The 26,048-nt window shown below is 65.2% G+C and carries 27 protein-coding genes; 22 read left to right on the forward strand and 5 right to left on the reverse strand.

The window, feature by feature from the left end; genetic code table 11:
• The first annotated feature begins 98 nt into the window (after positions 1–98).
• The 5 genes from Q0Q36_RS06815 to Q0Q36_RS06835 all read left to right on the forward strand — a co-directional run bounded on the left by Q0Q36_RS06815 (position 99) and on the right by Q0Q36_RS06835 (position 5,728).
• The gene (locus tag Q0Q36_RS06815; RefSeq protein WP_293796724.1) at positions 99–1,013 is read left to right on the forward strand and encodes a branched-chain amino acid ABC transporter permease; all 915 of its coding nucleotides are present in this window, start codon (positions 99–101) and stop codon (positions 1,011–1,013) included.
• Positions 1,014–1,025: 12 nt separating this feature from the next.
• Complete coding sequence (locus Q0Q36_RS06820; protein ID WP_293796668.1) at positions 1,026–2,105, forward strand: branched-chain amino acid ABC transporter permease; 1,080 nt, start codon at positions 1,026–1,028, stop codon at positions 2,103–2,105.
• Positions 2,106–2,209: 104 nt separating this feature from the next.
• Positions 2,210–3,538 carry an ABC transporter substrate-binding protein gene (locus tag Q0Q36_RS06825; RefSeq protein ID WP_293796670.1) on the forward strand — a complete coding sequence of 443 codons (1,329 nt, stop codon included), beginning with the start codon at positions 2,210–2,212 and terminating at the stop codon, positions 3,536–3,538.
• A 70-nt stretch (positions 3,539–3,608) separates the two neighbouring features.
• Positions 3,609–4,454 (forward strand): ABC transporter ATP-binding protein, encoded by an 846-nt coding sequence (locus Q0Q36_RS06830; RefSeq protein ID WP_293796672.1) that lies wholly within the window; start codon positions 3,609–3,611, stop codon positions 4,452–4,454.
• Between the two features lie 41 nt (positions 4,455–4,495).
• Positions 4,496–5,728, forward strand: a complete 1,233-nt coding sequence (locus Q0Q36_RS06835; protein ID WP_293796674.1) for a phenylacetate--CoA ligase family protein — start codon at positions 4,496–4,498, stop codon at positions 5,726–5,728.
• Between the two features lie 9 nt (positions 5,729–5,737).
• Here Q0Q36_RS06835 and ung read toward each other — a convergent pair whose 3' ends face one another.
• Positions 5,738–6,436: a uracil-DNA glycosylase gene (gene ung / locus Q0Q36_RS06840; protein ID WP_293796675.1), complete on the reverse strand. Its 699-nt coding sequence runs from the start codon at positions 6,434–6,436 to the stop codon at positions 5,738–5,740.
• Positions 6,433–7,953, reverse strand: a complete 1,521-nt coding sequence (locus Q0Q36_RS06845; RefSeq protein WP_293796678.1) for a bifunctional UDP-sugar hydrolase/5'-nucleotidase — start codon at positions 7,951–7,953, stop codon at positions 6,433–6,435. Before Q0Q36_RS06845 ends, ung begins: the two co-directional genes overlap by 4 nt.
• Before the next feature lie 175 nt (positions 7,954–8,128).
• Between Q0Q36_RS06845 and hemH the strand changes: the two genes are divergently transcribed.
• Entirely contained in the window at positions 8,129–9,193 is a 1,065-nt protein-coding gene (gene hemH / locus Q0Q36_RS06850) for a ferrochelatase (protein WP_293796681.1), read from the forward strand.
• 1 nt (position 9,194) lies between these two features.
• Here the strand turns inward: hemH and Q0Q36_RS06855 are convergent, their stop codons facing one another.
• Entirely contained in the window at positions 9,195–10,085 is an 891-nt protein-coding gene (locus Q0Q36_RS06855; RefSeq protein ID WP_293796683.1) for an alpha/beta fold hydrolase, read from the reverse strand.
• A gap of 45 nt (positions 10,086–10,130) precedes the next feature.
• Here Q0Q36_RS06855 and Q0Q36_RS06860 point away from each other — a divergent pair, with 45 nt between their 5' ends.
• Complete coding sequence (locus tag Q0Q36_RS06860) at positions 10,131–10,634, forward strand: MarR family winged helix-turn-helix transcriptional regulator (protein ID WP_293796684.1); 504 nt, start codon at positions 10,131–10,133, stop codon at positions 10,632–10,634.
• 9 nt (positions 10,635–10,643) lie between these two features.
• On the opposite strand, the gene Q0Q36_RS06865 is transcribed toward Q0Q36_RS06860, so the two are convergent.
• Together Q0Q36_RS06865 and Q0Q36_RS06870 are read right to left on the reverse strand one after the other, a co-directional pair.
• Positions 10,644–11,279 (reverse strand): TIGR00725 family protein, encoded by a 636-nt coding sequence (locus Q0Q36_RS06865; RefSeq protein ID WP_293796686.1) that lies wholly within the window; start codon positions 11,277–11,279, stop codon positions 10,644–10,646.
• A 3-nt stretch (positions 11,280–11,282) separates the two neighbouring features.
• The gene (locus Q0Q36_RS06870) at positions 11,283–11,996 is read right to left on the reverse strand and encodes an orotate phosphoribosyltransferase (RefSeq protein ID WP_293796688.1); all 714 of its coding nucleotides are present in this window, start codon (positions 11,994–11,996) and stop codon (positions 11,283–11,285) included.
• Positions 11,997–12,372: 376 nt separating this feature from the next.
• Here Q0Q36_RS06870 and Q0Q36_RS06875 point away from each other — a divergent pair, with 376 nt between their 5' ends.
• The 15 genes from Q0Q36_RS06875 to Q0Q36_RS06945 all read left to right on the forward strand — a co-directional run.
• A complete protein-coding gene (locus tag Q0Q36_RS06875; RefSeq protein ID WP_293796690.1) occupies positions 12,373–13,605 on the forward strand; it encodes an MFS transporter in 1,233 nt (410 codons plus the stop codon).
• Positions 13,606–13,958: 353 nt separating this feature from the next.
• A complete protein-coding gene (locus tag Q0Q36_RS06880) occupies positions 13,959–15,272 on the forward strand; it encodes a site-specific integrase (RefSeq protein ID WP_293796692.1) in 1,314 nt (437 codons plus the stop codon).
• Entirely contained in the window at positions 15,269–16,165 is an 897-nt protein-coding gene (locus tag Q0Q36_RS06885) for a hypothetical protein (protein ID WP_293796693.1), read from the forward strand. Before Q0Q36_RS06880 ends, Q0Q36_RS06885 begins: the two co-directional genes overlap by 4 nt.
• A gap of 97 nt (positions 16,166–16,262) precedes the next feature.
• The gene (locus tag Q0Q36_RS06890; protein ID WP_293796695.1) at positions 16,263–16,493 is read left to right on the forward strand and encodes a helix-turn-helix domain-containing protein; all 231 of its coding nucleotides are present in this window, start codon (positions 16,263–16,265) and stop codon (positions 16,491–16,493) included.
• A 4-nt stretch (positions 16,494–16,497) separates the two neighbouring features.
• On the forward strand, positions 16,498–16,701 hold the full coding sequence (locus Q0Q36_RS06895) for a hypothetical protein (protein ID WP_293796696.1): 204 nt from the start codon (positions 16,498–16,500) through the stop codon (positions 16,699–16,701).
• Positions 16,701–16,988 carry a hypothetical protein gene (locus tag Q0Q36_RS06900; RefSeq protein ID WP_293796698.1) on the forward strand — a complete coding sequence of 96 codons (288 nt, stop codon included), beginning with the start codon at positions 16,701–16,703 and terminating at the stop codon, positions 16,986–16,988. Before Q0Q36_RS06895 ends, Q0Q36_RS06900 begins: the two co-directional genes overlap by 1 nt.
• The gene (locus tag Q0Q36_RS06905; protein WP_293796699.1) at positions 16,985–17,317 is read left to right on the forward strand and encodes a hypothetical protein; all 333 of its coding nucleotides are present in this window, start codon (positions 16,985–16,987) and stop codon (positions 17,315–17,317) included. Before Q0Q36_RS06900 ends, Q0Q36_RS06905 begins: the two co-directional genes overlap by 4 nt.
• Entirely contained in the window at positions 17,314–18,741 is a 1,428-nt protein-coding gene (locus Q0Q36_RS06910) for a DnaB-like helicase C-terminal domain-containing protein (RefSeq protein ID WP_293796700.1), read from the forward strand. Before Q0Q36_RS06905 ends, Q0Q36_RS06910 begins: the two co-directional genes overlap by 4 nt.
• A complete protein-coding gene (locus Q0Q36_RS06915) occupies positions 18,738–19,715 on the forward strand; it encodes a hypothetical protein (RefSeq protein ID WP_293796701.1) in 978 nt (325 codons plus the stop codon). The genes Q0Q36_RS06910 and Q0Q36_RS06915 overlap by 4 nt, the downstream gene beginning before the upstream one ends.
• Before the next feature lie 12 nt (positions 19,716–19,727).
• Positions 19,728–20,369: a hypothetical protein gene (locus Q0Q36_RS06920; RefSeq protein WP_293796703.1), complete on the forward strand. Its 642-nt coding sequence runs from the start codon at positions 19,728–19,730 to the stop codon at positions 20,367–20,369.
• 255 nt (positions 20,370–20,624) lie between these two features.
• Positions 20,625–20,966 carry a helix-turn-helix domain-containing protein gene (locus Q0Q36_RS06925; RefSeq protein WP_293796704.1) on the forward strand — a complete coding sequence of 114 codons (342 nt, stop codon included), beginning with the start codon at positions 20,625–20,627 and terminating at the stop codon, positions 20,964–20,966.
• Positions 20,966–21,412 carry a hypothetical protein gene (locus Q0Q36_RS06930; RefSeq protein ID WP_293796706.1) on the forward strand — a complete coding sequence of 149 codons (447 nt, stop codon included), beginning with the start codon at positions 20,966–20,968 and terminating at the stop codon, positions 21,410–21,412. The genes Q0Q36_RS06925 and Q0Q36_RS06930 overlap by 1 nt, the downstream gene beginning before the upstream one ends.
• A gap of 102 nt (positions 21,413–21,514) precedes the next feature.
• Positions 21,515–22,321 carry a hypothetical protein gene (locus Q0Q36_RS06935; RefSeq protein WP_293796708.1) on the forward strand — a complete coding sequence of 269 codons (807 nt, stop codon included), beginning with the start codon at positions 21,515–21,517 and terminating at the stop codon, positions 22,319–22,321.
• A gap of 7 nt (positions 22,322–22,328) precedes the next feature.
• Positions 22,329–24,350, forward strand: a complete 2,022-nt coding sequence (locus tag Q0Q36_RS06940; protein WP_293796709.1) for a hypothetical protein — start codon at positions 22,329–22,331, stop codon at positions 24,348–24,350.
• Positions 24,351–26,048 (forward strand): hypothetical protein (locus tag Q0Q36_RS06945; RefSeq protein ID WP_293796710.1); only part of this gene is annotated, 1,698 nt, incomplete at its 3' end.

The raw sequence follows: 26,048 nt of genomic DNA on the forward strand, positions 1-26,048 counted from the left end.
GCCTGATCGTCGCAGCCATCGTCGTCGCGCTCGCGATCGGCGTCCGGCTCGACACTTCCAACACGCTCTATGCGATCTTCGTGGACCCATTCCAGCAGATGGTCCAGGCGCCCGACCTGCTCGTGCAGACGGTCTGGGAAGGGCTCGTCTCCGGTGTGCTCTACGCCCTGATCGCGCTCGGCTTCGTGCTGATCTTCAAGGCCTCGGGCGTGTTCAACTTCGCCCAGGGCATCATGGTCGTGTTCGCGGCCCTCACGCTGGTCGGCCTCTACGAAAAGGGCGTGCCGGCCTTCCTCGCCGTCATCATCACGCTTGGCGTGATGTTCGCGCTCGCCGTCACCATCGAGCGCGTGGTGCTGCGGCCGCTGGTCAACCAGCCCGACATCATTCTGTTCATGGCGACCTTCGGCATCACCTATTTCCTGATCGGCTTCGGCGAGGCGCTCTTCGGCGGCAATCCCAAGCAGATGATCGCCGAGCAGCTCTACCTGCCCAAGGGCGCGGTCGATCTGCAGATCCTCGGCGGGCTGGTCTCGCTGCAGAAGATCGACATTGCCGCCGCCCTGATCGCCTCGCTGATGATCGCCGCGCTTGCGGCCTTCTTCCAGTACACCCGCATCGGCCGCGCGCTGCGCGCCGTCGCCGACAGCCACAAGGCGGCGCTCTCGGTCGGCATCTCGCTCAACCAGATCTGGGTCATCGTCTGGTTCACTGCGGGCATCGTCGCGCTGATCACCGGCATCATGTGGGGCGCCCGATCGGACGTGTCCTTCGCGCTGGAGATCGTGGCGTTGAAAGCGCTCCCGGTGCTGATCCTCGGCGGCTTCACCTCGATCCCCGGCGCCATCGTCGGCGGGCTCATCATCGGCATCGGCGAGAAGCTCGGCGAATTCTACTGGGGCCCGCTGGTCGGCGGCGGCATCGAGAGCTGGCTCGCCTATTTCATCGCCCTGGGCTTCCTGCTGTTCCGGCCGCAGGGCCTGTTCGGCGACAAGATCATCGAACGCATCTGAGGAGCCGGAACCATGCTCTACCGTGAGGCCGGCCAATACAAATCCAGCTATGCCAGCGACATGGCGGTCTTCCCCCTGAAGGAAGACCGGATCGGCATCGCCGTCATCCTGGCGATCGCCCTTGTCGCCGTCCCCTTCCTGGGCAGCGACTTCTTCATCGCCTCGGTGATGATACCGTTCCTGATCTTCTCGCTGGCCGCGATCGGGCTCAACATTCTCACCGGCTATACCGGGCTGATCTCGCTCGGCACCGCCGCCTTCATGGGTGTCGGCGCTTATAGCTGCTACAAGCTCACGACGCTCTTCCCGGGCGTGAACATCATCGTCCTGATCCTGCTCTCGGGACTGTTCTCGGCCGGCATCGGCGTGCTCTTCGGCCTGCCCTCGCTGCGCATCAAGGGCTTTTATCTCGCGGTCGCGACGCTCGCTGCCCAGTTCTTCCTGCAATGGGCTTTCGTGCGCGTGCCCTGGCTGTTCAACTACAACGCCTCGGGCGCGATCGAGGTGCCGCAGCGCACCCTTTTCGACATCCCGCTGACGGGCGCAGCCGCCACGCCCGAAACGCGCTATTTCGTCTGCCTCGGCCTCGTCGTGGTGCTGACCTGGTTCGCGTCCAACATCGTCCACGGCAAGCTCGGCCGCTCCTGGATGGCGGTGCGCGACATGGACATCGCCGCCGAACTGATGGGCATCAAGCTGCTCAACGCCAAGCTGATGGCTTTCGCCGTCTCCTCCTATTTCTGCGGTGTCGCCGGCGCGATGATGATCTTCCTCTGGTACGGCGGCGGCGAGGCGGCGGACGTGTTCTCGATCCGCCTGTCCTTCAACATCCTGTTCATGGTCATCATCGGCGGCCTCGGCTCCCTGATCGGCTCCTTCTTCGGCGCGGCCTTCCTCTCGATCTTGCCGACGGCGCTGAAATTCGGCCTGCCGGCACTGGGCATCCCGATCCAGGGAGCGGCGGCCGAACATGTCACCTTCATGCTGGTCGGCGCGCTGATCATCACCTTCCTGATCGTCGAGCCGCACGGCCTCGCCAGGCTCTGGCAAATCGGGAAGCAGAAATTGCGGACGTGGCCTTTCCCTTACTGAGGCTGGGGGAGAGGCCCAAGAAACGACCGGCGACAGTGAAGCGCCGCCGGATAAAGACCGATCCGACAGCAGTCTGGTCGGGAGGAAACGAACGGAGGAAGTCCATGAAGACCAGCAATCTGTTGAAGGGTGCAGCGCTCGGAGCCCTGTTCGCCGCCGGCGCGCTCGCCCCGGCCATGGCGCAGGACAGCGTCTATTTCGCCAACAACGCCTATCGCACCGGCCCGTTCTCTGGCTCGGGCATCCCGATCGGCGACGGCATGCGCGACTACATCACGATGATCAACGAGCGCGACGGCGGCGTGAACGGCGTCAAGGTCATCTACGAGGAATGCGAGACCGGCTACGACACCAAGAAGTCGATCGAGTGCTACGAGCAGGCCAAGTCGAAGAACACCATCGTCTACTCGCCCTGGTCGACCGGCGCGACGCTGGCCGCGATCCCGCGCGCTCATGTCGACAAGATTCCGATCCTGTCGATGGCCTACGGCCTGTCCTCCTCGGCCGACGGCACGAACTTCCCCTGGGTCTTCATCCCGCCCTTCACCTATTGGGACGGCGCTTCCGTCATGGTGAAGCACATGGCGGCCGAGCTCGGCGGCATGGACAAGCTCAAGGGCAAGAAGCTCGGCCTGATCCATCTCGACGCGCCCTTCGGCAAGGAGCCGATCCCGGTTCTCGAGAACCTCGCCAAGAAATACGGCTTCGAGCTCAAGCTCTATCCGGTCGCCGCCGCCGACATGCAGAACCAGGGCTCGCTCTGGCTCTCGATCCGCCGCGACCGGCCGGACTTCCTCTATAACCAGGGCTGGGGCGCGATGAACCCGACCGCGGTCAAGGAAGCCGCCAAGAACAACTTCCCGATGAACAAGTTCGTCGGCGTCTGGTGGGCCGGCGGCGACGACGATGCCCGTGCCGGCGGCGATCAGGCCAAGGGCTACAAATCGTTGAGCTGGACGCTCGCCGGCACCGAGGCGCCTGCGATGAAGGACATCCTCAAGTTCGTGGTCGACAAGGGCAAGAGCACGACGCCGAAGGAGAAAGTCGGCGAAGCCCTCTACAACCGCGGCGTCTACAACGCGATGCTCGTCGTCGAGGGCATCCGCAACGCGCAGAAGCTCACCGGCAAGAAGGTGATCAACGCCGAGGACATGCGCCGCGGCCTGGAATCGCTCAACCTGACCGAGGCGCGCCTCAAGGAAATCGGTCTCGGCGGCTTCGTCACCCCGACCACGATCTCCTGCACCGACCACTCCGGCCACAGCAAGATGTTCGTCTCGGAATGGGACGGCACCAAGTGGACCAAGAAGGGCGACTGGGTCGAGCCTCTGAAGGACGAGGTCCGGCCGCTGATCGAGTCCAACGCCAAGGACTACATCGAGAAGGCCGGCAATTGGCCTAAGCGCACCGAGCCCTGCGAGAAGTCGTCCTGATCTGACGGCAGCCGGCGGCGGCTCCCCGCCGCCGGCACCCCTTTCGATACCGATTGCCCGGGAGAGGCCGATGTCGACCGCCACCCTCGAAAAGCCAACGGCAACGACCGCGAGCGACACGATCCTGTCGCTCAACAATATCGAGGTCATCTACGACCATGTCGTGCTGGTGCTGAAGGGCGTCTCGCTCACCGTGCCACGCGCCGGCATCGTCGCGATCCTCGGCGCCAACGGCGCCGGCAAGACCACGACGCTGAAGGCGATCTCCAACCTGCTCAAGGCCGAACGCGGCGAAGTCACCAAGGGCTCGATCGTCTTCGACGGCGAGCGCGTCGACAAGATGTCCCCGAACGAGCTGGTCCGGCGCGGCTGCATCCAGGTCATGGAGGGCCGGCACTGCTTCGGCCATCTCTCGATCGAGGAGAACCTGCTGACCGGCGCCTTCACCCGCCGCGACGGCAATGCCGCGATCAAGCGCGACCTCGAGAAGATCTACACCCTGTTCCCGCGCCTGAAGCAGCGCCGTTCGTCGCAGGCCGGCTACACCTCCGGCGGCGAGCAGCAGATGTGCGCCATCGGCCGCGCCATGATGTCGAACCCCAAGATGATCCTGCTCGACGAGCCCTCGATGGGCCTCGCCCCGCAGATCGTCGAGGAAATCTTCGAGATCGTCCGCCAGCTCAATGCCGATGAGGGCGTCTCCTTCCTCGTTGCCGAGCAGAACACCAACATGGCGCTGCGCTACGCGACCTATGGCTACATCATGGAGACCGGCCGCGTCGTCATGGACGGCGAAGCGAAGATGCTGCGGGAGAACGAGGACGTGAAGGAATTCTATCTCGGCGTCGCCGAGGGCAACAAGAAGTCCTTCCGCGAGGTGAAGAGCTACAAGCGCCGCAAGCGCTGGCTGTCGTGAACGCACGATCCGGCACCGCACCCGACAGACGAGACCCCGCCATGACAGAGCACCACGACGCGCTCGAAACCCGTTCGCCTGCCGCGCGCGAGGCCGATCTCTTCGCCCGCCTGCCGGCGGTGCTGGCTGCGGCCATGGAAGCGCCGGCCTATGCCACGCGGCTCGCCGGCATCGACTCTGCCGCGATCACCGATCGCAAGGCGCTGGCCGGCCTGCCGGTCCTGCGCAAGGCTGACCTCCCCGCCCTGCAGAAGGCGGCCCTGCCCTTCGGCGGCTTCGTCACGGAAGCGCCCGGTTCCTTCGGTCGGCTCTTCACCTCTCCAGGGCCGATCTTCGAGCCCGAGGGCATCGCGACCGATGCATGGGGCGCAGCGCGCGGCCTCTATGCCGCCGGCTTCCGGCCAGGCAATATCGTCCTGAACACGCTGAGCTACCACCTGACGCCCGGCGGCTTCATCATGGACTCGGCCGCCCGCGCCCTCGGCTGCGCCGTGATCCCGGCCGGCCCCGGCAATACCGAGCAGCAGATGGAGGTTATCTCAGCCTACCGCCCGAGCGCCTATGCCGGAACGCCCGATTTCCTGAAGATTCTGATCGAGGCGGCCGAGACGCGCGGCGTCGACATTTCCTCGATCAAGCGCGCAGTGGTATCCGGCGCCGCCTTTCCGCCTTCGCTGCAAACCTGGGTCAGGGAGCGCGGCATCGACGCCTACCAGCTCTATGCCACCGCCGATGTCGGCGTCATCGCCTATGAGACCTCGGGCCGCGAGGGCATGGTGCTGAACGAGAACCTCATCGTCGAGATCGTGCGCCCGGGCACCGGCGACCCTGTCCCGGAGGGCGAGGTCGGCGAAGTCGTCATCACCAATCTCGACCCGCACCACCCGCAAATTCGACTCGCCGTCGGCGACCTCACCGCCGTTCTGCCGGGCCGGAGTGCCTGCGGGCGCACCAACACCCGGATCAAGGGCTGGATGGGCCGCGCGGACCAGACCGCCAAGATCAAGGGCATGTTCGTGCGGCCCGAGCAAGTCGCCGAGATCGCCAGGCGCCATGCCGAGATCGCAAAACTCCGCCTCGTCGTCGGCCGCGCCGACGAGACCGACACGATGACTTTGAAGGCCGAGATCCATGCTGAAGCTGCCGGCCTGATCGACGCTGTCTCCTCGACCTTGCAGCAGGTGACCAAGCTGAAAGGAGTGGTGGAAATCCTGCCACTCGGCGCGTTGCCGAACGACGGCAAGGTCATCGCCGACGAACGACCGGTGGGGTGAGCCCGCGCGTCACCACGCGATCGGCTTCTCCCGCTGCCCTTCCAGCCAAGCATTCGCCCGGCTGAACGGCTTCGAGCCGAAGAAGCCGCGGCGTGCCGAGAGCGGCGAAGGATGCGCGCTCGCGATCACCAGATGCCGGCTTTCGTTGATCAGCGGCCGCTTTGCCTGCGCCGGGTTGCCCCAGAGCAGAAAGACGACATGCGGTCGCTCGCGCGAGACCGCCGAAATCACCGCGTCCGTCACCGCGCTCCAGCCAAGCGAGAGATGCGAGCCGGCCTTGCTCGCCCCTTCCCTGACTGTCAGCGCCGTGTTGAGCAACAGCACGCCCTGCTTCGCCCAGCGCGTCAAATCGCCATCGGCCGGCGCAGGTTTGCTCAGGTCTTCCGCCCGCTCCTTGTAGATATTGACGAGCGAGCGCGGCAGTGGCGGCGGGCCGACATAGGAGAAGGCAAGCCCGTTGGCATGGCCGGGCGTCGGATAAGGGTCCTGGCCCAGGATGACGGCGCGCACCGCCTGGAGCGGTGTCAGGGCCAGCGCGGCGAAGACGCGTTCCGGCGCCGGCGCCACGACATGACCGCCCGCCCGCTCGGCATCGACGGCCGCGCAGGTCCGCGCGGCTGCTCCATCAGCGGCGAAGACCGACAATTCGCGCCAGCCCTGCGGCGCTTCGCTCGCCAGAAAGGCTGCGAGCGCTACCTCGCAGCTCACTTCAGGATCGCCCGGCCTTCGACCTTGGCATCGACCGTGCCGAGCTTGCGGACATAGACCATCACTTCGTTCGCCATCAGCTTGCCGTCGGTGAGGCCGAGCAGGGTCCTGCCACGGCCGAGCGCCGTGTAGCCGTCGCCGCCTTCCAGCATGAAGTTGTTGGAAGCCACCGTGTATTTGGCGGCGGGATCGATCGGCTTGCCGTCGACCGTGACCGCGGTGACGCGCGAGCCTTGCGGCTGCTTGAGATCGGCCTCAAACTTCAGGCCGGACACCACCGGGAAGCGGCCGGCGCCCTGCGGCGCGTCGCGCAAGCCGTTCTCGATCGCGTCCTTCACGTCCTTGCCGGTGATTTCCACCATCACGGTCGCGTTGCCGAAGGGCAATTCGCTCAGCACGTCGCGGCGCGTCAGTTTCTGCCCGGCAGCATATTGCTTGTTGGCGCGGATGCCGCCCGCATTGGTGATGGCGAGCTGGGCGCCGGTCGCGGAGCGGATCGCATCGGCGATCAGGTTGCCGATCGCCGTCTCCTGCGTGCGGATGACTCCGGTCCGGGAATCGAGCGGCGCGGCAAGCGTCGCGATATCGACGTCGAGTTCCTTCGAGAGTTCGCCCTCATAGCCCTTCACGATGGCGGCGACCTCGGGGTCCGGCGTCGCCGAGCGGGAATCGTTGACGCGGAAGGTCGGCGTCCACGAGACCTGCCGCGCCGCGCCCTCTCCCCTGACGCTGACGGCGATGTCGATCGCGGTGACGTAATTGCCCTCCTCGTTCGACTCGACCATCACGACCTTGCCGTCATAGGCGATGGCGAGATCGTGGTCGTGGCCGGTCAGGACGATATCGACCAGACGCGAGCGCACGATCTCGTAATCCATCTTCCGATCGGCGTGGACGACGGCGACGAGGATGTCGGCACCCTGCCCCTTCAGCGTTTTCGCCTCGCGGCCCAGCGCCTCCATGGTCGAGGAGAATTTCAGGTCGCCGGGATTGGAGAGCTGCGGCGTCGGATCATAGGTCGTGCCGATGACGCCGACCTTGATCCCGCCGAGCTCGAAGATCTGCGAATCCTTGTGGCCGGGCAGAACGTTCCCGCCGGCATCGCGCAGGTTCGCGGCGAAGGTCGGATAGGTCTGAGCCGCCGTCAGCTTGAGATAGTTCTCCTTGCCGAAATCGAACTCGTGATTGCCGGGCACGAAGACATCTAGACCCATCTTGTTCTGCATCGCGACGATATGCGCGCCCTGGTCGAAGCCCGACATCAGCGAAGGCGAGTAACAATCGCCGGCATGGCAGAACAGCACCGGCACGCCCCTCGCCCTTTCGGCCTTGGCGATGCCCGCGGCCCGCGCGAAGCCGCCGCGGCCCTTGTCGTCGCTCATCTTGTAGATGTCGTTGACCAGCAGCAGCGTGAAGCTCGGCGCCGGCTGTTGGGCGAGCGCCACAGGTGCGGTCGCGGCGAGCGTCGCCGGAGCTGCCAGGACGCCGAGAGCCTTGCGGCGGGTGAGCTTCGTCATGGCGGGCGCCCCTGGTGTTTTGAGAACGGCTCCAGACTAGCAAGAGTGGGGCCGGGCTGGCCAGAGCAAGCTGCGCCGGGGGGCAGCAGTGTCGCACCCGGACTTTCGGAAGGTTGCGAGGCTGGACGAAAGCGCGAACTCGTCTAAATCACGGGGGCAAGGAGAGCATGCGCTCATGACTGCAGACATCGCCACGGCACCCGGCCCCGAGGCCGCTTCCCTGCCCACTGATCACCCCAAGGTGCAATACGGTCGCATCGGCGTGCTGCTGATGAATCTCGGCACGCCCGAAGGCACCGGCTACTGGCCGATGCGCGCCTATCTCAAGGAATTCCTCTCCGACCGTCGCGTCATCGAGGAGCCCCGCTGGAAATGGTGGCCGATCCTCAACCTGATCATCCTCTCGACCCGCCCAGGCCGGAAAGGCAAGGACTACGCCTCGATCTGGAACAACGAGCGCAATGAAGGGCCGCTCAAGACCATCACCCGCTCGCAGACCGAGCAGCTCGCCGAGCGCCTGAAGCCGCTTTCCGGCGAGCGCGTCGTCTTCGACTGGGCCATGCGCTACGGCTTTCCCGACGTGAAGAGCCGCCTGAAGGCCCTGCTCGACCAGGGTTGCGACCGCATCCTGCTGGTGCCGCTCTATCCGCAATATGCCGCGCCGACCTCGGCCACCGCCTGCGACCAGGCTTTCCGCGCGCTGATGCAGATGCGCTGGCAGCCTTCGGTGCGCGTTGCCCCGCCCTATCACGACGATCCCGTCTATATCGGCGCGCTCGCCCGCTCGATGCGCGCCTCGCTGACGAAGCTCAACTTCGAGCCGGAGGTCATCCTCTGCTCGTTCCACGGCATGCCGAAGGAATACCTGCTGAAGGGCGACCCCTATTACTGCCAGTGCGTGAAGACCTGGCGCCTGCTGCGCGCCGAGCTCGGCCTCTCCGAAGAGCAGTTCCCGCTGACCTTCCAGTCGCGCTTCGGGCCGGACGAATGGCTCCAGCCCTATACCGACGAGACGGTGAAGGCGCTCGCACAGGCCGGCAGGAAATCGATGGCGATCGTCGCGCCCGGCTTCTCCGCCGATTGCCTGGAGACGCTGGAAGAGCTCGACGGCGAGAACCGCGAGATCTTCCTGCACAATGGCGGCGAGAAATTTGCCTATCTGCCCTGCCTGAACGATTCCCGCGAAGGCATCGACGTCATCGCCGAGGTCGTCCAGCGCGAATTGATGGGTTGGCTCTGAGCTAGCTCCCGCCGGCCACGAAGCGCACCACGCTCTCGGCCACCGGCCGCGCCTTCAGGATGCGGCGATGGCCGAGGCCTTCCGTCGCCTGCAGCCTGACGAACGGACCGGCCTGCTCCAACGCCTCGGCATGCGCGAAGCCCAGTTCGCGATCCTGCCGGTCATGGATCACCAACGCCGGCAACCCGATCGCCTTGAGCTGAAGCGGCGCCTCAAAAGCCTCGACCGGATTGCCGGCGACGATATGGATGCGCCGCTCCAGCGCCGCCTGACCGCGCCGGCCAAGCCCGATGGCGTTGCCGAACTGCCGGGTGATGACTGTGACCGAGGACGGCGCGGCGATCAGGACCAGCCGTTCCGTGCTGACCACCGGCTGCCCCCTGACCGAACCTGCCAGCGCAGCCAGCGTGATCGCGCCCCCGAAGGAATGCGTGACGATCGCGTGGAACGGCCCGAACACCCGCGCGACCGCGGCGAGGCTCGCAACCCCCAGTGGAATATTGAGCTCGCGCCCCGTCGAGGCGCCATGGCCGGGCAGGTCGAAGGCGACGACGCGGAAGCCCGCCGCCAGGAGCGGCTCGACGAAGCCGGTCATCGAGGCCGCATCCCCGGTCCAACCATGGACCAGCAGCACCGTGCGCGTCGGCGCTTGCTCCTCCTGTTCGAAGACATAGGCCTGCACGCTCCCGCAGGGGAACGGGATCGCGCGCAGGTTCGCTTGCCGCAACCTTGCAGGCAGAGCCTGTTCTCCAGTGCTGCCGTTTCCGTTTCGCTTTGGCGGCCTCGGCGGGGTACAGAACAGGCGGAAGGCCAGCCGGCCGGCCGTGCGCGGAGCCACAAAGCTCGCCGCGCGGACCAGCGGGCGCATGTAACGGAGGACGGAAGCGCTCATGGCGAAGGTCCGATTTTGTTCAACGCTGAACCATTATGTTCAGCCATGAACAAAAAGCAAGAGTCTTCGGAAACGCAGATCCTGCCCTGGGACCTGCCGCGCTTCCGCAACTGGGTCTCCATCGCCCGCGCCCATAACATGTGGGAAAAGGTGCTCACCGAAACGCTGGCGCCACTCGGAATCCAGCTCGCGCATTACGACGTGCTGGCCAATGTCTTCCACGTTCCCGGCCTGTCGCAGCAGGCCCTGGCCGAGAAGCTGCTGGTCGGGCGCAGCGCGATGAGCATGCTGCTGCCGGTGCTGGAAAAGCGCGGCCTGATCGAGCGCCGCAACGACGAGGCCGATAAGCGCCTGCGGCGGCTCTGGCTCACGCCCGACGGCGAGGCGCTGACCCGCAAGGCGATGGCGATCCATGTCGCCGAGATCGAAGCGATGATGCAGGTCCTCACCGACGAGGAATGCAATGCCGCCGGCGAAGCGATGCGCCGCGTCGGCAAGGCGCTCGAGGCGCGGACCAATGCGGCACCGAGCCGCCCCGGCAAGCCGTAGGAACGACGTTCAGAGCGCCAGGATCACCCGCGCCACCGCGTCGAGCGCGGCTTCCGCATCGGAACAGGCCCGCCCGCCATCGACTGCAGGCGCGCCTTCCAGCAGGAAGACCGGCCGCTTGAACTGCAGGGCGAAAGCGATCTCGGACAAGGTGCCATAGCCCCCGCCGATTGCAACGAGGCAGCAGGCGGCTCGCGCGATCAGCGCATTGCGGGCGACGCCGATGCCGGTCGCAAGCGGGACGGTGACGAAAGGATTGGCCGCTTCCGGCTCGTCATCGGGAAGGAGCCCGATCGACAGCCCGCCGGCCTCGGCCACGCCGCGGCAGACTTCTTCCATGACGCCCGCGCGGCCGCCGCAGAGCACGGTGACCTTGTGCTCGGCGAGCAGACGACCCATCGCGACCGCGGCAGCGACCTGCGCCGCCGTCGGCGTGCGCGTCCCGATCACGGCGACGGGCGCGCGCAGCGGGGTGCCGCTGTCGCGCTGGAGCCAGAGCAAGGCACGTCGGGGCGAGACAGGCTCTCCCCACGCTGGCAGCGCCGTCTTGTTCCAGCGCCGTGCAGCCGGATCGAAGATCCGGCCGTGCCCGTCATGCAACCGCCCGTTCCCGATATCGAGTCGCAGTTGCAGGTTGGACGCCATGGCTCAGGCCGGCTTCTTTTCCTCGCCGAAGGCCGAGATGCCGCCATGCTTGGCCGACCAGGTCGCGGGATCGTTCAGGAAGCTCTCGACCTCGGCCAGGATCTTCGGCTGGAAATGGCCGCTATCCTTGGCGACGGCGAGCACGTCCCACCAGGTGGTGAGATAGTGCAGGTTGATGCCGATCTCGGTCATCAATTCGCGGCTCTTCGGGAAGATGTCGTAATAGAACAGCACGAAGCAGTGCTGCACATCGGCGCCGGCATTGCGCAGCGCCTCGGCGAAATTGACCTTGCTGCGCCCGTCGGTGGCGAGATCCTCGACCAGCAGCGTGCGCGCTCCCTCGACGACAGAGCCCTCGATCTGGGCGTTGCGGCCAAAACCCTTCGGCTTCTTGCGGACATACTGCATCGGCAGCGACAGGCGATCCGAGATCCAGGCAGCGAAGGGGATGCCCGCCGTCTCGCCGCCGGCAATGATGTCGAGCGACTCGTAGCCGATATCGCGCACGATCGTCGTCGCCGCGAAATCGATCAGTGTCGAGCGCAGGCGCGGGTAGGAGATGATCTTGCGGCAGTCGATATAGACCGGGCTCGCCCAGCCGGAGGTGAAAAAGAAGGGCTTGTCGCTGTAGAAGTGGACCGCCTTGATCTCGAGCAGCATCTTGGCCGCTTCACGCGCGATCACCGTCCTGTCGGTGGGGGTGAACAGGTTGGACATGGCGGTGTCTCCGGGCTGAGCGACGCCGCTCGCCGGGAAGGGCAAGGGGGCGCAAGGGCAGGTCGAATTGGCAAACGGCCCCTTCTGATCGCGCTTTCCCGGCAGGTCAATCCCTCCGCGGAGCGATTTCATCCCGGATAGCGACCCTGTTCTGCCGCTTATGACGCTTCCTACCGCCAATCAGGCAGCAGGATACCGGCGGCGTTGCCGAAAAACGACCGTTGCAGCGTTTCCCACGACATCCACAGGCTCGGCCGCTGGCGATCATTGCGCCGGCTCAGGCAGCATGAGATGCGAAACGATCCGAATTGGGCGTGCCGTCTCGGCATCGCCGCTCCGCGGGGCTTGGCCGGAGCAGCAGCAAGGGGCTTCCATCATGAGCGATCTTCAGGCGGCAGTCGCCGTGGCACCCACCGAAGTCGACGGGAAGGCGCGCAAGGCCCTGTGGGGCGCGGCGATCGGCTACGCCATGGACGGGTTCGACCTGCTGATCCTCGGCTTCATGCTGCGCGCGATCTCGGCCGATCTCCAACTCAGCCAGGCCCAGGCCGCCTCGCTGGTCACTGCGACGCTGGTCGGCGCCGTCCTCGGCGGCATCGGCTTTGGCATGCTTTCGGACCGCATCGGCCGCGTCCGCGTGCTGACATGGACCATCGTGCTCTTCGCGGTCTTTACCGGCATGTGCGCCCTCGCCCAGGGCTACTGGGACCTGCTGATCTACCGCACCATCGCGGGCCTTGGCCTCGGCGGCGAATTCGGCATCGGCATGGCGCTGGTCGCCGAGGCCTGGCCGGCCTCGAAGCGGGCGCGAGCCTCCTCCTATGTCGGGCTCGGCTGGCAGGTCGGCGTGCTGGCGGCGGCGCTCGCAACCCCGCTCCTGCTGCCCTCGATCGGCTGGCGCGGCATGTTCGCCATCGGCATCCTGCCGGCGGTCGCCGCCTATTTCATCCGCCATTCCCTGCACGAGCCCGAAGTCTTCGTCACCCGCTCCAAGGAGCGGCCGCAGCAATCGGCGCTGCGTCTGCTCGTCAAGGATGGCGAGACCGCCAAGCTCAGCCTCGGCATGGTCATCCTCTGCTCGGTCCAGAACTTCGGCTATTACGGCGTGATGATCTGGCTACCGAACTACCTCGCCACGCGGTTCGGCTTCCAGCTCACCCAGTCGGCGATCTGGACGGCGGTGACCATCGGCGGCATGGCGCTCGGCATCTTCGCCTTCGGCCATATCGCTGATCGGATCGGCCGGCGGCCGGCCTTCTTCGGCTACATGATCGGCGCTGCCGTGATGGTCATGGTCTATTCGCGCCTGACCGATCCCATGCAGCTTCTCGTCGCCGGCGCCGTGATGGGCTTCTTCGTCAACGGTATGCTCGGCGGCTATGGAGCGCTGATCAGCGAGCTCTTCCCGACGGCGGCGCGCGCCACGGCCCAGAACGTGCTGTTCAATATCGGCCGCGGCGTTGGCGGCTTCGGCCCGGTCGTGGTCGGCGCGATCGCGACAACCCATGGCTTCGAGACCGCCATCGCCCTGCTCGCTGCCCTCTACATCCTCGACCTCATCGCCATGTGGCTGCTCATTCCAGAGAAGCGCGGCGCGGAGCTGGAATGAGCCCACAGGGCGAAGATCGCGAACACAAGCAGAGGGCGCCCGAGGCGCCCTCTTGCGTTTGAAGCCAAGGGCTTCCCGGCGACGGCGCGACGTGGCTCAAAAAAGCAAAAAGCGCCGGAAGATCCGACGCTTGCATGCTTCTCAAGCCTTGAGATTGTCTGGAGCGGGCGAAGGGATTCGAACCCTCGACCCCAACCTTGGCAAGGTTGTGAACAGTATTATACCGGCTTTCCTCCAGTTTCCTAGCGTGTCATAAGCGCTTGTAAGAGCGCTGAATTTCGAAGCGGCGCTTTCTTCTGTTTTCCTCGGGGATGACAGAGCGTGGACCCCATGTGGACCCCAAGGCGCATTCGATGGCTGGCGAGACGAGCAAGATCAGGCTGAGCAAGCGGACGGTCGACGCGGCGGAGGCGCGCGCAGACCGATATGAGATTTGGGATTCGGACCTGCCCGGCTTCGGCCTGCGCATAGAGAAGAGCGGGCGCAAGACCTTCCTCATCCGCTACCGCGCCGACGGAGGCGGCAGGAAGGCAACACGCCGGAATATGGTCGTCGGCCAGTACGGCACGCTGACCCCCGACGAGGCCCGGCAGAAGGCCCGCAAGCTTCTCGGCAGCGTGGCGAATGGCGACGACCCGGCTGCCGGCCGCACGGCGAAGCGCCGCGAGATGACAATTGCCGAGCTGCTGACGGAATACGAGAAGCGGGGGTGTGTGATCCAGCGCGGCAAGCGCCAGGGCACTGCTATGAAGCCGTTGACGAAACGCTACACGATGGCGCGCTTGAGCCATCATGTCCTGCCGCTGCTCGGGAAGCGCCGCGTTTCGGACGTTCGTCCAAGCGACATCGTGCGCTTCGTGGCCGATGTGACCGACGGCAAGACGGCCTGCGACGAGAAAAACGACAAGGGCGTGAGGGTGATTGTCCGCGGCGGAGATGGCGCTGCGCGGAAGGTGGTCCGCGACCTATCCGCCGTCTTCACCTTCGCCCAACGCTCGGAAATCGTCGCTGAAAACCCATGCGAGCATGCCGCAGTCAACAAGACCGACAATCAGCGCAAGGAGTTCCTGACCCTCGATCAGGTGCGCGAGCTCGGCAAGGCATTGGTCGCGCTCGAAGCGAAGGGATCGAATCCGAAGGCCCTCAATATCGCCCGCCTGTGGGCGCTGACCGGCTGCCGTCGGAACGAGGTCGCGGCGCTGAAATGGGCGGAGGTCGATTTCGACCGCGCAGCGCTGATCTTCGGGGACAGCAAGACCGGCTTTTCGATGCGGCCGCTCAACTCCGCCGCCATGGCGCTGCTCGCGTCGATCGGCAAGACGGACGGCAGCGACTATGTGTTCCCGGCCGAGCGCGGCGAAGGGTTCTATCAGGGAACGAAGCGGGTATGGCCGGCGGCGATCAAGCTGGCAAAACTGCCTGGCGTGACCCCGCACACGCTGCGGCACACCTTGGGCTCGACATCGGTGTCTTCCGGTGAAAGCCTCGAAATGACCGGCGCGCTGCTCGGGCACGCCAATATGCGGTCCACGCAGGTCTATGCCCATCTGCAAGCCGACCCGTCCTTGCGCGTCGCCAATCGTATCGGCCGGACAATCGATGCTGCACTGAAGGGAGTCGCCGGCGCCGAGATAGTGCCGATGCCGCGCCGGAAGCGCTCGCCGTGAAGACGCACCACTATGACCTCCACGACAAGAAATACAAAGGGCCAGTGCCGGAGCATGTATTCAAGGCGCCAGAAAAGACTTTGACCTACGATTTCCTTTTTGAACGGATCGAGAAAAAACGTGGGCCAGCGGTTCCCCAAGATCTGAAGCCGTATATCAAGCATCTCGTTGGGCGATGCTTGGAAATTGCCATACTGCGGGCCGCGTCTCCCGATGTGCCGGCCGATCTAACGCCGTTGCAGACGGTCAGCGAACGAGCTCAGAAGGCAAGGAAGGCCATAGACCAAGTCGTCAAAGCACTTGAGGCCATGGCTCAAGCTGCGAAAGCTCCCGAGGCCATAGATCGAGATGTGAAAGCACTTGAGGCCATGGACTCGGTTAAATGGTTTCCGTTGCTCTGGACTCGTTACGGGGGCAAGCGGGACCCCTCGACCGATTTTCTCAAAGGGCAGGCCGATGCTGAGGCCGATCTGGTCATCTTGGATCGCGCTTCCTCACTTTTGAAAGACCTCGCCTCCGATGCGAAACGGCGCCGCGATGAATGGTCCAGGCAGCGGCAGAACACAGGCGACCTGTCGCGGCAGGCATTCGTGATGATCCTTGCCGAGGCATGGCTTTTCGCGACAGGGCGCCTGCCGGGCGGAAGCAATGACCCCGATAAGAACCCATTTCTCGCTCTCGTTGGAGCTGCGTGGAAAGACTGGCATGGCGCAGGAGCGGATGTGCCAAGCTTCTTTTCTCAGGCGAAGACCGCGGCGGTGGCGCTGCAAAACGCGCCGTCATGGATGCCGCCGAGGTGGGCCGATATAAATGATTGGCCGGGGTTCGAAATGATAAGGGCAAGGCTCATGAGCAGTCGCTCAGTCCTAGGGACCACAACCCCCACCAAATAAATCTCGGGGTCTCGTTCCCGACAACGGTGCCGCCACCTGTTTTCCTCGGCTTACCCAGAGCGCGCCTGGCGCGTTCGGCAAGCTGAAAGGAATTGGCATGTCCATTCTGGACGCACCCGCCGGTAAGCGGAAACTCCCAACAAACGAGGCTGCATCGTATCTTGGCGTCAGTGCTTCGACGCTGAACAAGATGCGCCATTTCGGCGGCGGCCCGAAGTTCATCGCGATCGGCACACGCGTGGTCTACGATCCGGCTGACCTGGATCACTGGTGCGAGGGGCGCAAGCGCGCCAGCACTTCGGACGCCACTCTGCAAGGCGCAGCGTGATCCGATGGCTCTGGAAAAGCTGAACCCCGCCGCGCCGTCCAGGGCGCTTGCGGGGCTCGGATCTCAGATCAGCTCGCCAGCGATCGGACCCGAAACTATCATCCCGGCCATCATCGTCAACCGGATCTCCCAGCGCTTCGGTGTCACGGTTCCGCATGCCGCCACGATTGCGCAGCTTGCCGACCTCGGTCCTCGGGAGACACGCTGATGGCAAATCTGAAATCCATCACAGTCACCGTTGAGGGCGATCCGACGCCCAAGACCTTCCGGGGCCGCGACGCCTGGGCCTTGGACAACCTCATCACGGCCGGCGAGCGCGGCTGCACGCCGATCGACCACCCCGGCCCGCGCTGGAGCCACTACGTCTTCAAGCTCCGCCGCGGCGGTGTAGGCGTCGTGACCCATGACGAAAAGCACGCCGGCCCCTATGCCGGCAGCCATGCCCGCTACGTTCTGAGCGTGCCCGTCACCGTGATCGAGCGGAGGGCGGCATGAGCAAGCCATTGCCAGAGCTCCGCGCGAGCATCATCGGCGGCATTCTTCGCCACGTCGCCGAGACGCCCGACGCCGTCTCGTATAGCGCGCTCTTCGGTCGCGCGCTCGCCGAAACCGGCATGCGAGAGGAGGAAGTCGGCGCCGACATCATGCACGCGACCTCGCACCTGATCTTGTCGGGGCTGCTCGCGTCGAACACTCACGATGTTGCGTTGGGCCAAGTCTACTTCGCGGCGGGGATGACCGTCGTCGTCGGACATCGCCTGCTCGGCTTTATCTGGGATGAAACGCTGCCCAGCAGTGAAGACGTCGATGGAGAGGAGGCATGAACGCACCTCCCATCGACATCCTGCCAGCTTGGGCGGACAACACCCTCGCCATGGAGATCGGCATGCTCGGCGGGGTGCTTATGCACCCCAACTCCGTGGGTTCTGCGCTCGGCACAGAGATAGAGGCTCGCCATTTCTGGGATGCCGGCCTGGGTTCGCTCTGGGAACGCATTCGCGGCGTTGCACTCCGTGGCGATGTCATCGACCTGCGCACCGTCCTTCAAGGCGGTGCCACAACCATCTTCGGCCCGGAAGCCAGCTTCGAGCAGGTGCAGGCGCGCTTGCTGGCCGACGCGGTGACGCCTTCGCGGCTCGCGCAATATTGCCGGGACATCAAGGCGAACTGGGCGTTGCGCGAGTTCGTCGGCAAAGCCGATCTGATCCGCGGCAACGTCTTAGCGCATGATCCGCGCGAGCTCGTCGAGCGCGTCTTGAACGACCTCGACGAGGTCCGCGACGTGACGCTCGATCGCAAGGGCGCTCGCCGCACCGGCATCGGCGCCGTTGCCGCGACGGTCGCGACGGATGCGCGGGCGATGCTCGCGGGCACGGGCATCCGGCCGCCTGGCTCCGGGCTCACCACCTTGGACCGTCATCTGCCTATGCGCGGGCTCGCTGCCGGCGCGCTGATCGTTCTGGCCGGCCGCACCGGCATGGGCAAGACGATGGTGGCTTCGTCGATCGCCAACAAGGTCAGCCGGGCCGGCCATGGCGTCGCGTTCTTCTCGCTGGAGGTGCCGGGAACCGAAATCGCCGCGCGCTGCATCGCGGAGAACATCGGCGGCAAGGCGCCGCCCTATGGCGATATCCTCGCCGGCCACATCTGCGAAGCAGATCTCGACGACATTGAGCAGCAGCGTGACGAGCTTCAGCAGAGGCCATTCTATCTAGACGATACGCCCGCCCTCGGGATGACCGATATCCTGGTGACGGCGAAGCGGGAGGCGGCCCGGTTCGAGCGGCAGGGTACGGCGCTGAAGCTTGTCATCATCGACCATGCCCAGATCGTAAAGCCATCGAGCCGGTATGCCGGCAACCGCGTCGGTGAGCTCGGAGAGGTCGCGAACGGCGCCAAGGTGCTCGCCAAGCAACTCGGGTGTGCCGTCATCCTCGGCTGCCAGGTCAACCGCGCCAGCGAGGGACGGGACGACAAGCGTCCGACGTTGGCGGATCTGCGCGCCTCGGGTGAGATCGAAGAGGCCGCAGACGCCGTCCTGATGCTGTATCGCGAGGCCTATTACCTCTCGAAATCGGAGAAGTACCGGAACCGCGATCCTGATGCGATCCACGAATTCGAGCGGATCAAGAATGCGGTAGAGGTCGGCGTCGAGAAGAGCCGGCAGGGCTCGCCTGGTCGCGTCACCCTTTGGTGCGATCCGGCCCGCTCAATCATCGCGGACATGGCGCAGGACTGGCGATCATGAGCGAGCGCGGCGTCTTCGCGGTCGACCGCGGCATCTGGGATCACCCGGTCTTCGCTCGTGAAGCGTTCACTGAGCGCGAAGCGTTCATGTGGCTGGTAAGCGAGGCGTCCTATCGGCCTCGCCGCTTTCGCACCGGTTCCAACGTGATGGAGCTCGCACGCGGACAGCTCGCTCATTCGCTGCGGTTCATGGCCGACAAATGGGGCTGGAAAGAACCTCGCGTTAGACGGTTCTTAGGGCGTCTGAAAATCGACGCGGTAATCGACGCAGACAGCGACGCAGGCACAACGCGCATAACCATCTGCAACTATGACAAATATCAGCGCGTCAGCCTTCCAAGCGACGCGGCGAACGACGCAGGGGCCGACGCACAAACGACGCAGCAGCGACGCAAAGAAGAAGACAAGAAATACAAGAAAGATACTCTCTTGTGCGATCCGGCTGCGCCGGGTGAGCGTGACGATAGGCGAAATGGGCACGCTTCAACCGTGACCGATGCTGCTGATCCCTTCGAAAAGCCCATAGCGACGAAGCCAGCCAGGAAGGCGACGAACGAGGATTTCGAACGCTTCAGGGCGGCCTATCCCAGGCGTGACGGCACCGATCCGAAGGAGCCAGCCCGGAAGAGGTTCGAGGCCGCAGTGAAGTCCGGGGCCAATCCCGAACTGATCATCGCCGGAGCCAAGGCGTTCGCGGCGGCCGAGCAGAAGCGCGGCAATGTCGGCAGCCGCTTCATCCCGCACGGCTCAGTGTGGCTGAACCGCCGTGGCTGGGAGGATCATCAGGCCCCACCGCCCGCCAAATTTGCGGCGGAGACCGAGAGCTGGCGCATGCCGGTCGAAAGCTGGTGCCGCGATCCATCGACATGGAACAGCCACGCATGGGGACCAGCGCCAGGCGAGCCGGGATGCAAGGTGCCGGAAGGCTTGCTGACGGCCATGGGCGAACCCCACTGCCAACTCCAATCAGCATAGCGAGGCATTCGAATGAGCATGGAAGCCAAATCGAAGCGGCGGACCTTCGAGGTGGATCGGCGCCCAGACGACAAGGAAGGCGCCCCGTTGGCTCGGGAGTTGGCCGGCGCCCAACTCGGCAGTGCTGTCATCGTGACGGATTTCTCCGAAGGGCTGTTCGGGCAGGTGGCGCTGACCGCGGCATTCGAGGCGCTGAAGAGCAGCAGCACCGTCGTCGCGTCCGGAGATCTGTCGAGCGTCAAGCAAATGCTCGCGAGCCAGGCCATCGCTCTGAACACCATATTCGTCGAAATGGGCCGTAGAGCAGCGCTCAATCTCACGGCTCACCCAAAGGCGGCCGAGGACCGGCTCCGAATGGCGTTCCGCGCTCAGAACCAGTGCCGGATGACGCTGGAAACGCTCGCCAACATCGTGAACCCGCCAACAGTCTTCGCTCGGCAAGCCAATATCACCAGCGGCCCGCAGCAGGTGAATAACGACATGAGGACCTTTGCGCGGGTGGAAGGCGGATCAACCCCGCCGAACGAACTTTTGGAGCAGAAGCATGGAACGAGCGACCGGATGGACGCTGGAGCGCAGGGAAAAGCACGCAATCGCCATCAAGAACTGGCGCCCCTGGGAGCGGTCCACAGGGCCAAAAAGCAACGCGGGTAAGAAGCGCGCCTCCCGAAATGCCTTCAAGGGCGGTGAACGAGCTCTGTTTCGCGAAGCGATGCGGGAGCTCCGCGGAATTCTGTCGGATCAGCGGCGCGGCCTCGACGTTATTCGCGACGATTTCTGACCCGCTGGCGCGCGTTCCTGAGACCAACTGTCAGCCTGATGCTTTGCCGTTTCCTGAGACACATCTTCAGCCTGACGCTGCCTCACAGGGCGTGAGATTTTGGTGCTGGTTTGGATAAAGGCTGAGCAATGCGCCCCGAAGAGCTTTCATCGTTGATAGGCGAGGATGCCACGCTTCATCTGCTGTCCAACCGCGGCGGCCGGCGGATGTACGTGCCAGCCAAAATAACAGAGGAGCTGTTGTCCGCATGCGGCGGGGACCGCGATGCCGCGACACGGCTTTCTGCCGAGCACGCGCGCAACATAGTCTGCGTGCCGACGGCGAGGCGCTGGCGGGTCATGCGGATGAGGGAGCGAGGCTTCAGCGTTCGCCAGATCACATCGGCTCTGAGCATTTCGGAGCGCAGCGTGTGGCGAGCACTGGCCGAGTCCGCTGATCGTTCGACGTCCAACCCGGCGGAGGCTGCTTGATGGACACCTTCGATTTTACCGCCTTCGTATTCGCAGTCGATGGCGGCTACTGCATGTCCTTGGGCGAGCCTGACGGCACAGTGATGGACATCGACTATTCGACATCTGCCGAGCTCATCGAAGCAATTCAGGCGCTCCAAGCCGCAGACAAGCTCAGCCTCACCAAGACCATCGATCGCCGCGAAGCCTGGCCTTCCAAAGACCATCCTGTCTTTTTCGCGCTGCAAACGGCCTTGGGATTCAGCGAATCGGACCTTTCCGCTCTTCGGACGGCCGTGGAGTTGGACAGGACTTGGGAAGCGGTGCGAGCAGGTCACTCGCATCAGGTCCGCCTTCTCGTCACAGGCGAGCTCGGCATCCCCACAGCCGAAGGCGCTCGCGTTCGCGTCGGTGTTCCGGCTGAAGGCTATCGGACGCGGCAGCTCATGTACGGCCAGCTCCAATGACTGCTCGCCAATCCGGGATTCCGCACATGGCTATGGCTCGAATTTCCAAAGCACACCCAGACCTGGCGAGCGAATGCAGGCTTTTCGGCAAGGAGCGCAGCCATGGGTAACCTCTTCGGCGGCGGCGCCAAGCAGACCATGATGGCCACGATGGTCGCGCAGCAGAATGCGGAGAAGCAGGCGCAGGCGAACAAGGAAGCCGCTATCGCCGGCACCGAGATGTCGATGGTCGACCAGTACACGCCCGACGGCTCGCTGGTCTTCAAGCAGATCGGGACGACCGACAGCGGCTCGCCGCGCTGGGCCGCGACCACCACGCTCGACCCGACGCAGCAGGCGGCTTACGACGCCCAGAAGCAGGTCGACCTAAAGACCAACACGCTGGCCGGCCAGCAGCTCGACCGCGCAACCGGCCTGCTGTCGGAGAACGCGGACCTGTCGGATGCCGCGATCAAGGCGAAGACCGACCAGATCGTCAATCCGCGGCTCGACAAACGCTATGCGGATGAAGAGGCCTCGCTGAAGCAGTCGCTGATCAATCGTGGCCTGCGCGAGGGCACGCAGGCGTTCAACGACGCCATGCTGTCCTTCAACCAGGGCAAGACGGACGCCTATTCGACCGAGGCGCTGGGCAACCGGCAGCAGGCCATTCAGGAACTCCTCCTGCCGCGCAATCAGATCTACAACGAAATCGCCGCGCTCATGGGCACCGGCCAAATCGAGAGCCCGAAATTCGTCTCGACGCCTCAGGCGAACGTTCAGGCGCCGGATTATGGGCAGGTCACGCAGGCTTTCACGCAGGCGAATGCGGCCGCCCAGCAAAAGAAGGCCGCCGCCGCGGGCGGCCTCTTTGGTTTGATTGGCTCAGGCCTGCAGGCAGCAGGATCGGCCTACGGTGCAAAGAAGTAGGTGACGCATGGCATCCCTCGGCTTCCTGACCTCCCTCTATGACCCGCAGCCGCAGCAGGCCGACCAGGCGCCCATGGTCGTCGCGCTCGATGAGATCAAGAGACGCCGCGAGCGGGCACAGAAGAGCTTCGAAAAGGCGACCGACACGTCGCCTATCCTGTCCGGTTGGCAGGGCCTTGCCCGCGTGGCGCAAGCCCTGAACGGCGCGATCGACGATTATATCGCGCGGCGGGATGAACGCGCGAGCCGTGAGGCGGCTGATCGAGAATATCGAGGTGACGCGCCTAGCGCCGCCGCGGGCAACCCACAGGCGGCAGCGCCTGCACCGTCAGCCGCGCCAGCGAACCTCAGTGCCCCCACCGACATCGAAAACAGCTTCGTCGATGGCGTCCGCAAGGCCGGCCTGACCAATCCCATCGGGCTAGGAGCGGTTGCCGCAACGGGCAAGGCGGAGAGCGGCTATTCGCCCCAGAACGTCAACCGGACTTGGAGCGACCCGAGCCAGAGCGGGCAGCCCGGCACAGCCGGCGGCATCATGTCGTGGCGGGCCGATCGTCTGCAGGGCCTCCATCGGTTCGCGGCAGAGCGGGGCGAGCAGCCCGGCAACATCAGCCCGGCCACGCAGGCGGCGTATTTCGCCAGCGAAGACCCGACGTTGATCCCGCGCCTCAATGCAGCGAAGACGCCGGACGAGGCGAACCGCATCATGGCGAACGCCTGGCGTTTCGCGGGCTATGACCAGCCCGGCGGCGAGACTGCGCGCCGGCTCGCGCTGACGCAGGCCTATTCCCAGCGTTTCGGCGGTCAAGCCGGTCCGGCGCCGGCAATCCCTGTCCAGGTGGCGGAAAATGAGGCTGATGTGCGCCGACTTGAGGCGCAGCAGGGCAACCCCGTCGTCGATGGCCCTGCTGGCAGTGCTCAGCCGACGCAGACCGCGCAGGCCGATGTGCCAGCGCCGGGAGCCTCGGAAGCGCAGGGCTTCGCCGTACCAGGACAAACTGGCGCCCAGCCCGGCGGCATGTTCGGCCTCACCCCATCGCGAGCACTACAGATCCTCAGCGGCCCGACATTCGAACACCTGCCGGCCGGCCGAAAGATGGTCGTGCAAGCGATGGCTCAGCGCGCCATTGCGCTCAGCGCCAAGGACCCCCTCGAACGCGAGAAGATGACGCTCGAAATCGCGAAGATGCGGAAAGAGGCGGCGCAGGGTGACCGCGGCGTCACGATGGGCAGCCGCCTCGTCGACCCGCGCACGGGCAAGGTCATTGCCGACTTCACCGAGGCTGATGCGGCCGGGCCGGGGAAGTTCGGCCTCAACCCGGTCTATGGCCAAGATGGCAGTGGCAACACGGTGATGTTGCAGACCAACGACAAGGGCGAAGCGGTGGCAACGAAGCTGCCCGACGGCGTCAAGGTCTCGGGCGGTATCGAGAAGCTGGACGGCGGGACGAACTGGATCTTGCTCGACAAGCGCACCGGCAACGTCATCGGCACGGAGAAAAAGGACATTGCCGGCGCGGAGCGCGAGAAGGTCGTCGGCAAGCAGGAAGGCGAGGCTCAGATGTCGTTGCCGTCCGCACTCGCCTCGGCCGAGCAGTCGCTTGCCACCATCGATGCCGTCCGCAAGCACCCTGGCCGGGACGGCTGGGGCGCCACTGGCTGGACGTCGACCCTGCCTGTGATTGGCGGCGGCGCCGCCGGCACCGAGGCCCGCGACTTCGTCAATCTCGTCGATCAGCTCAAGGGGCAGACGTTCTTGCAGGCCTTCAACACGCTGAAGGGCGGCGGTGCAATCACCGATATCGAGGGCGCTAAGGGCACCCAGGCGCTTGCCCGCCTTGATCGTGCGCAGTCGAAGAAGGGCTTTGACGAGGCGCTGAACGATTTGGAAGCCGTCGTTCGCGGGGGCATTGCTCGGGCCAAGGCGAAGGCCGGCGGGAACGCAGCAGCAGCGGCGCCGACGGTAGACACCAGCAAGCCCGGTTCGTTCCGGTACAATCCCGCCACCGGGAAGATGGAGCTCATGTAAATGGCTGACATCAAGATCACCGGCCCCGACGGCTCGACCTTCGCCTTCCCGGTCGGAACTTCGGCGGAGACGATCGAGGGTGCCATGCGCTCGCACTACGCGACGTACAATGTCCCGGCGCAGGAAACGGCCGCGGCACCGCTCAAGGCAGAGGCCGCGCCGGACAAGCGTGATAGCTTCCTAGGAAAGGTCGACGCCGCCGTGCGCGGGGCTGCAGACACCATGACGTTCGGTCTTGCCGATGAGATGTCCGCGGCGGCCAACGCAACCCTGCAACCGCTCTTCGGCCTCGGAAAATCCGGAGCGTCGTGGAGCGAGCGTTACAAGGCGAACAAGGCCGACGAAAACGCGATTGACCAGTCCGATGCTGAAAACCGCTTCGGCTACCGGCTGGGCGGACAGCTTGCCGGCGGCGTGACGCAAGCGGCCGGGCTGGCAAAATCCGGTCTGTCCGCGACCGCCAACGCGATCGAAGCCGGCAAGAGCCTGCCCCGCGTCGCCCTTGCGGGCGGCAAGGAAGGCGCCATCGTCGGCGGCCTCTACGGCGCTGGCAGCGGCGAGGGGATTGAGGAACGAGGCCAAGGAGCAATCACCAGCGGCATTGCTGGAATGGCCGTTGGCGGAGCTATTCCGCCTCTCACAGCCGGCATCTCGGCAGTCGGAAAACCGCTGGTCGCACCACTCCTCGCCCGCCTGCGTCCCGATCAATATGCGGCGGCTGCCGTCGGTGAAGGGGTGAAGCGTTCCGGCCGGGAGATCGACGATATTGCCCGCATCATGCAGGGCGCTCGGATGGACGGGCAGGATGGCTTCATGGTCGCCGATGCCATGGGCAACGCGGGCCAGCGGATGCTTTCGACCGTCACGCGCACCCCGAACGATGCCCGCCAGGGTGTGGCCGAGGCGCTCATGTCCCGCCAGATGGATCAGGGACGCCGTGTCGCTGGCGCTCTTCATGATGCATCTGGCTCGCCGATGACCGCCAGCCAGTACGAGCAGGCGTTGACGCAGCAGCGCTCCGCGAATGCCGGCCGGAACTACGCGCCTGTCGAGCAGGACGTGAACCCTATCAATGTCAGCCGGCCCGTCAGCATCGCCAACCGGACGATTTCTCCGGCTGCGGACAATGTCGCCACGTCAACCGGCGCCGTTCCGACGGACCTCGCGGCTCGTGCCGGCATAGAGGCGGGCGAAGCCGCGATCCGCGACCCGATTCGTGAGGCGGTGAAGACGGCGCGGTCCTATCTGGCATCCGACACGCTGACGGTCACGAATGTCGAAAAGGCCTTCCGGGCGAAGACGAATATCGACCAGATGATTGCCAAAGCCACGGAAGAGGGCCGCGGTGGCGTCGTCGATGCACTGAAGCCGATCCGCGACGCGCTCGACGACAAGCTGGCCAAGAGCTCGCCACAATACGCGGCGGCGCGCGATGCATATCGGGCTGATAGCCAGCCGATCGAGGCCGTTGCGACGGGCCGCGCGATGGCCAGCCCGCGCACGCGCACGCAGGACAATCTCGCGACCTTCGGCGGCCTGGACGAGGCCAGCCGGAACGCCGCGCGCATCGGCTACTTCGACCCGATGATTGCGCGAGCGGAAAGCTCCGCCGGCACGATGACGAACGCCGCGCGCCCATTCTCGGCTGTCAACGGCGGTCGGATTCCAGGCCATCGTGGCGGAGTAAAAGCAGGCCAC

The organism is uncultured Allobosea sp. (genome assembly GCF_945957345.1).
Taxonomy (GTDB): domain Bacteria; phylum Pseudomonadota; class Alphaproteobacteria; order Rhizobiales; family Beijerinckiaceae; genus Allobosea.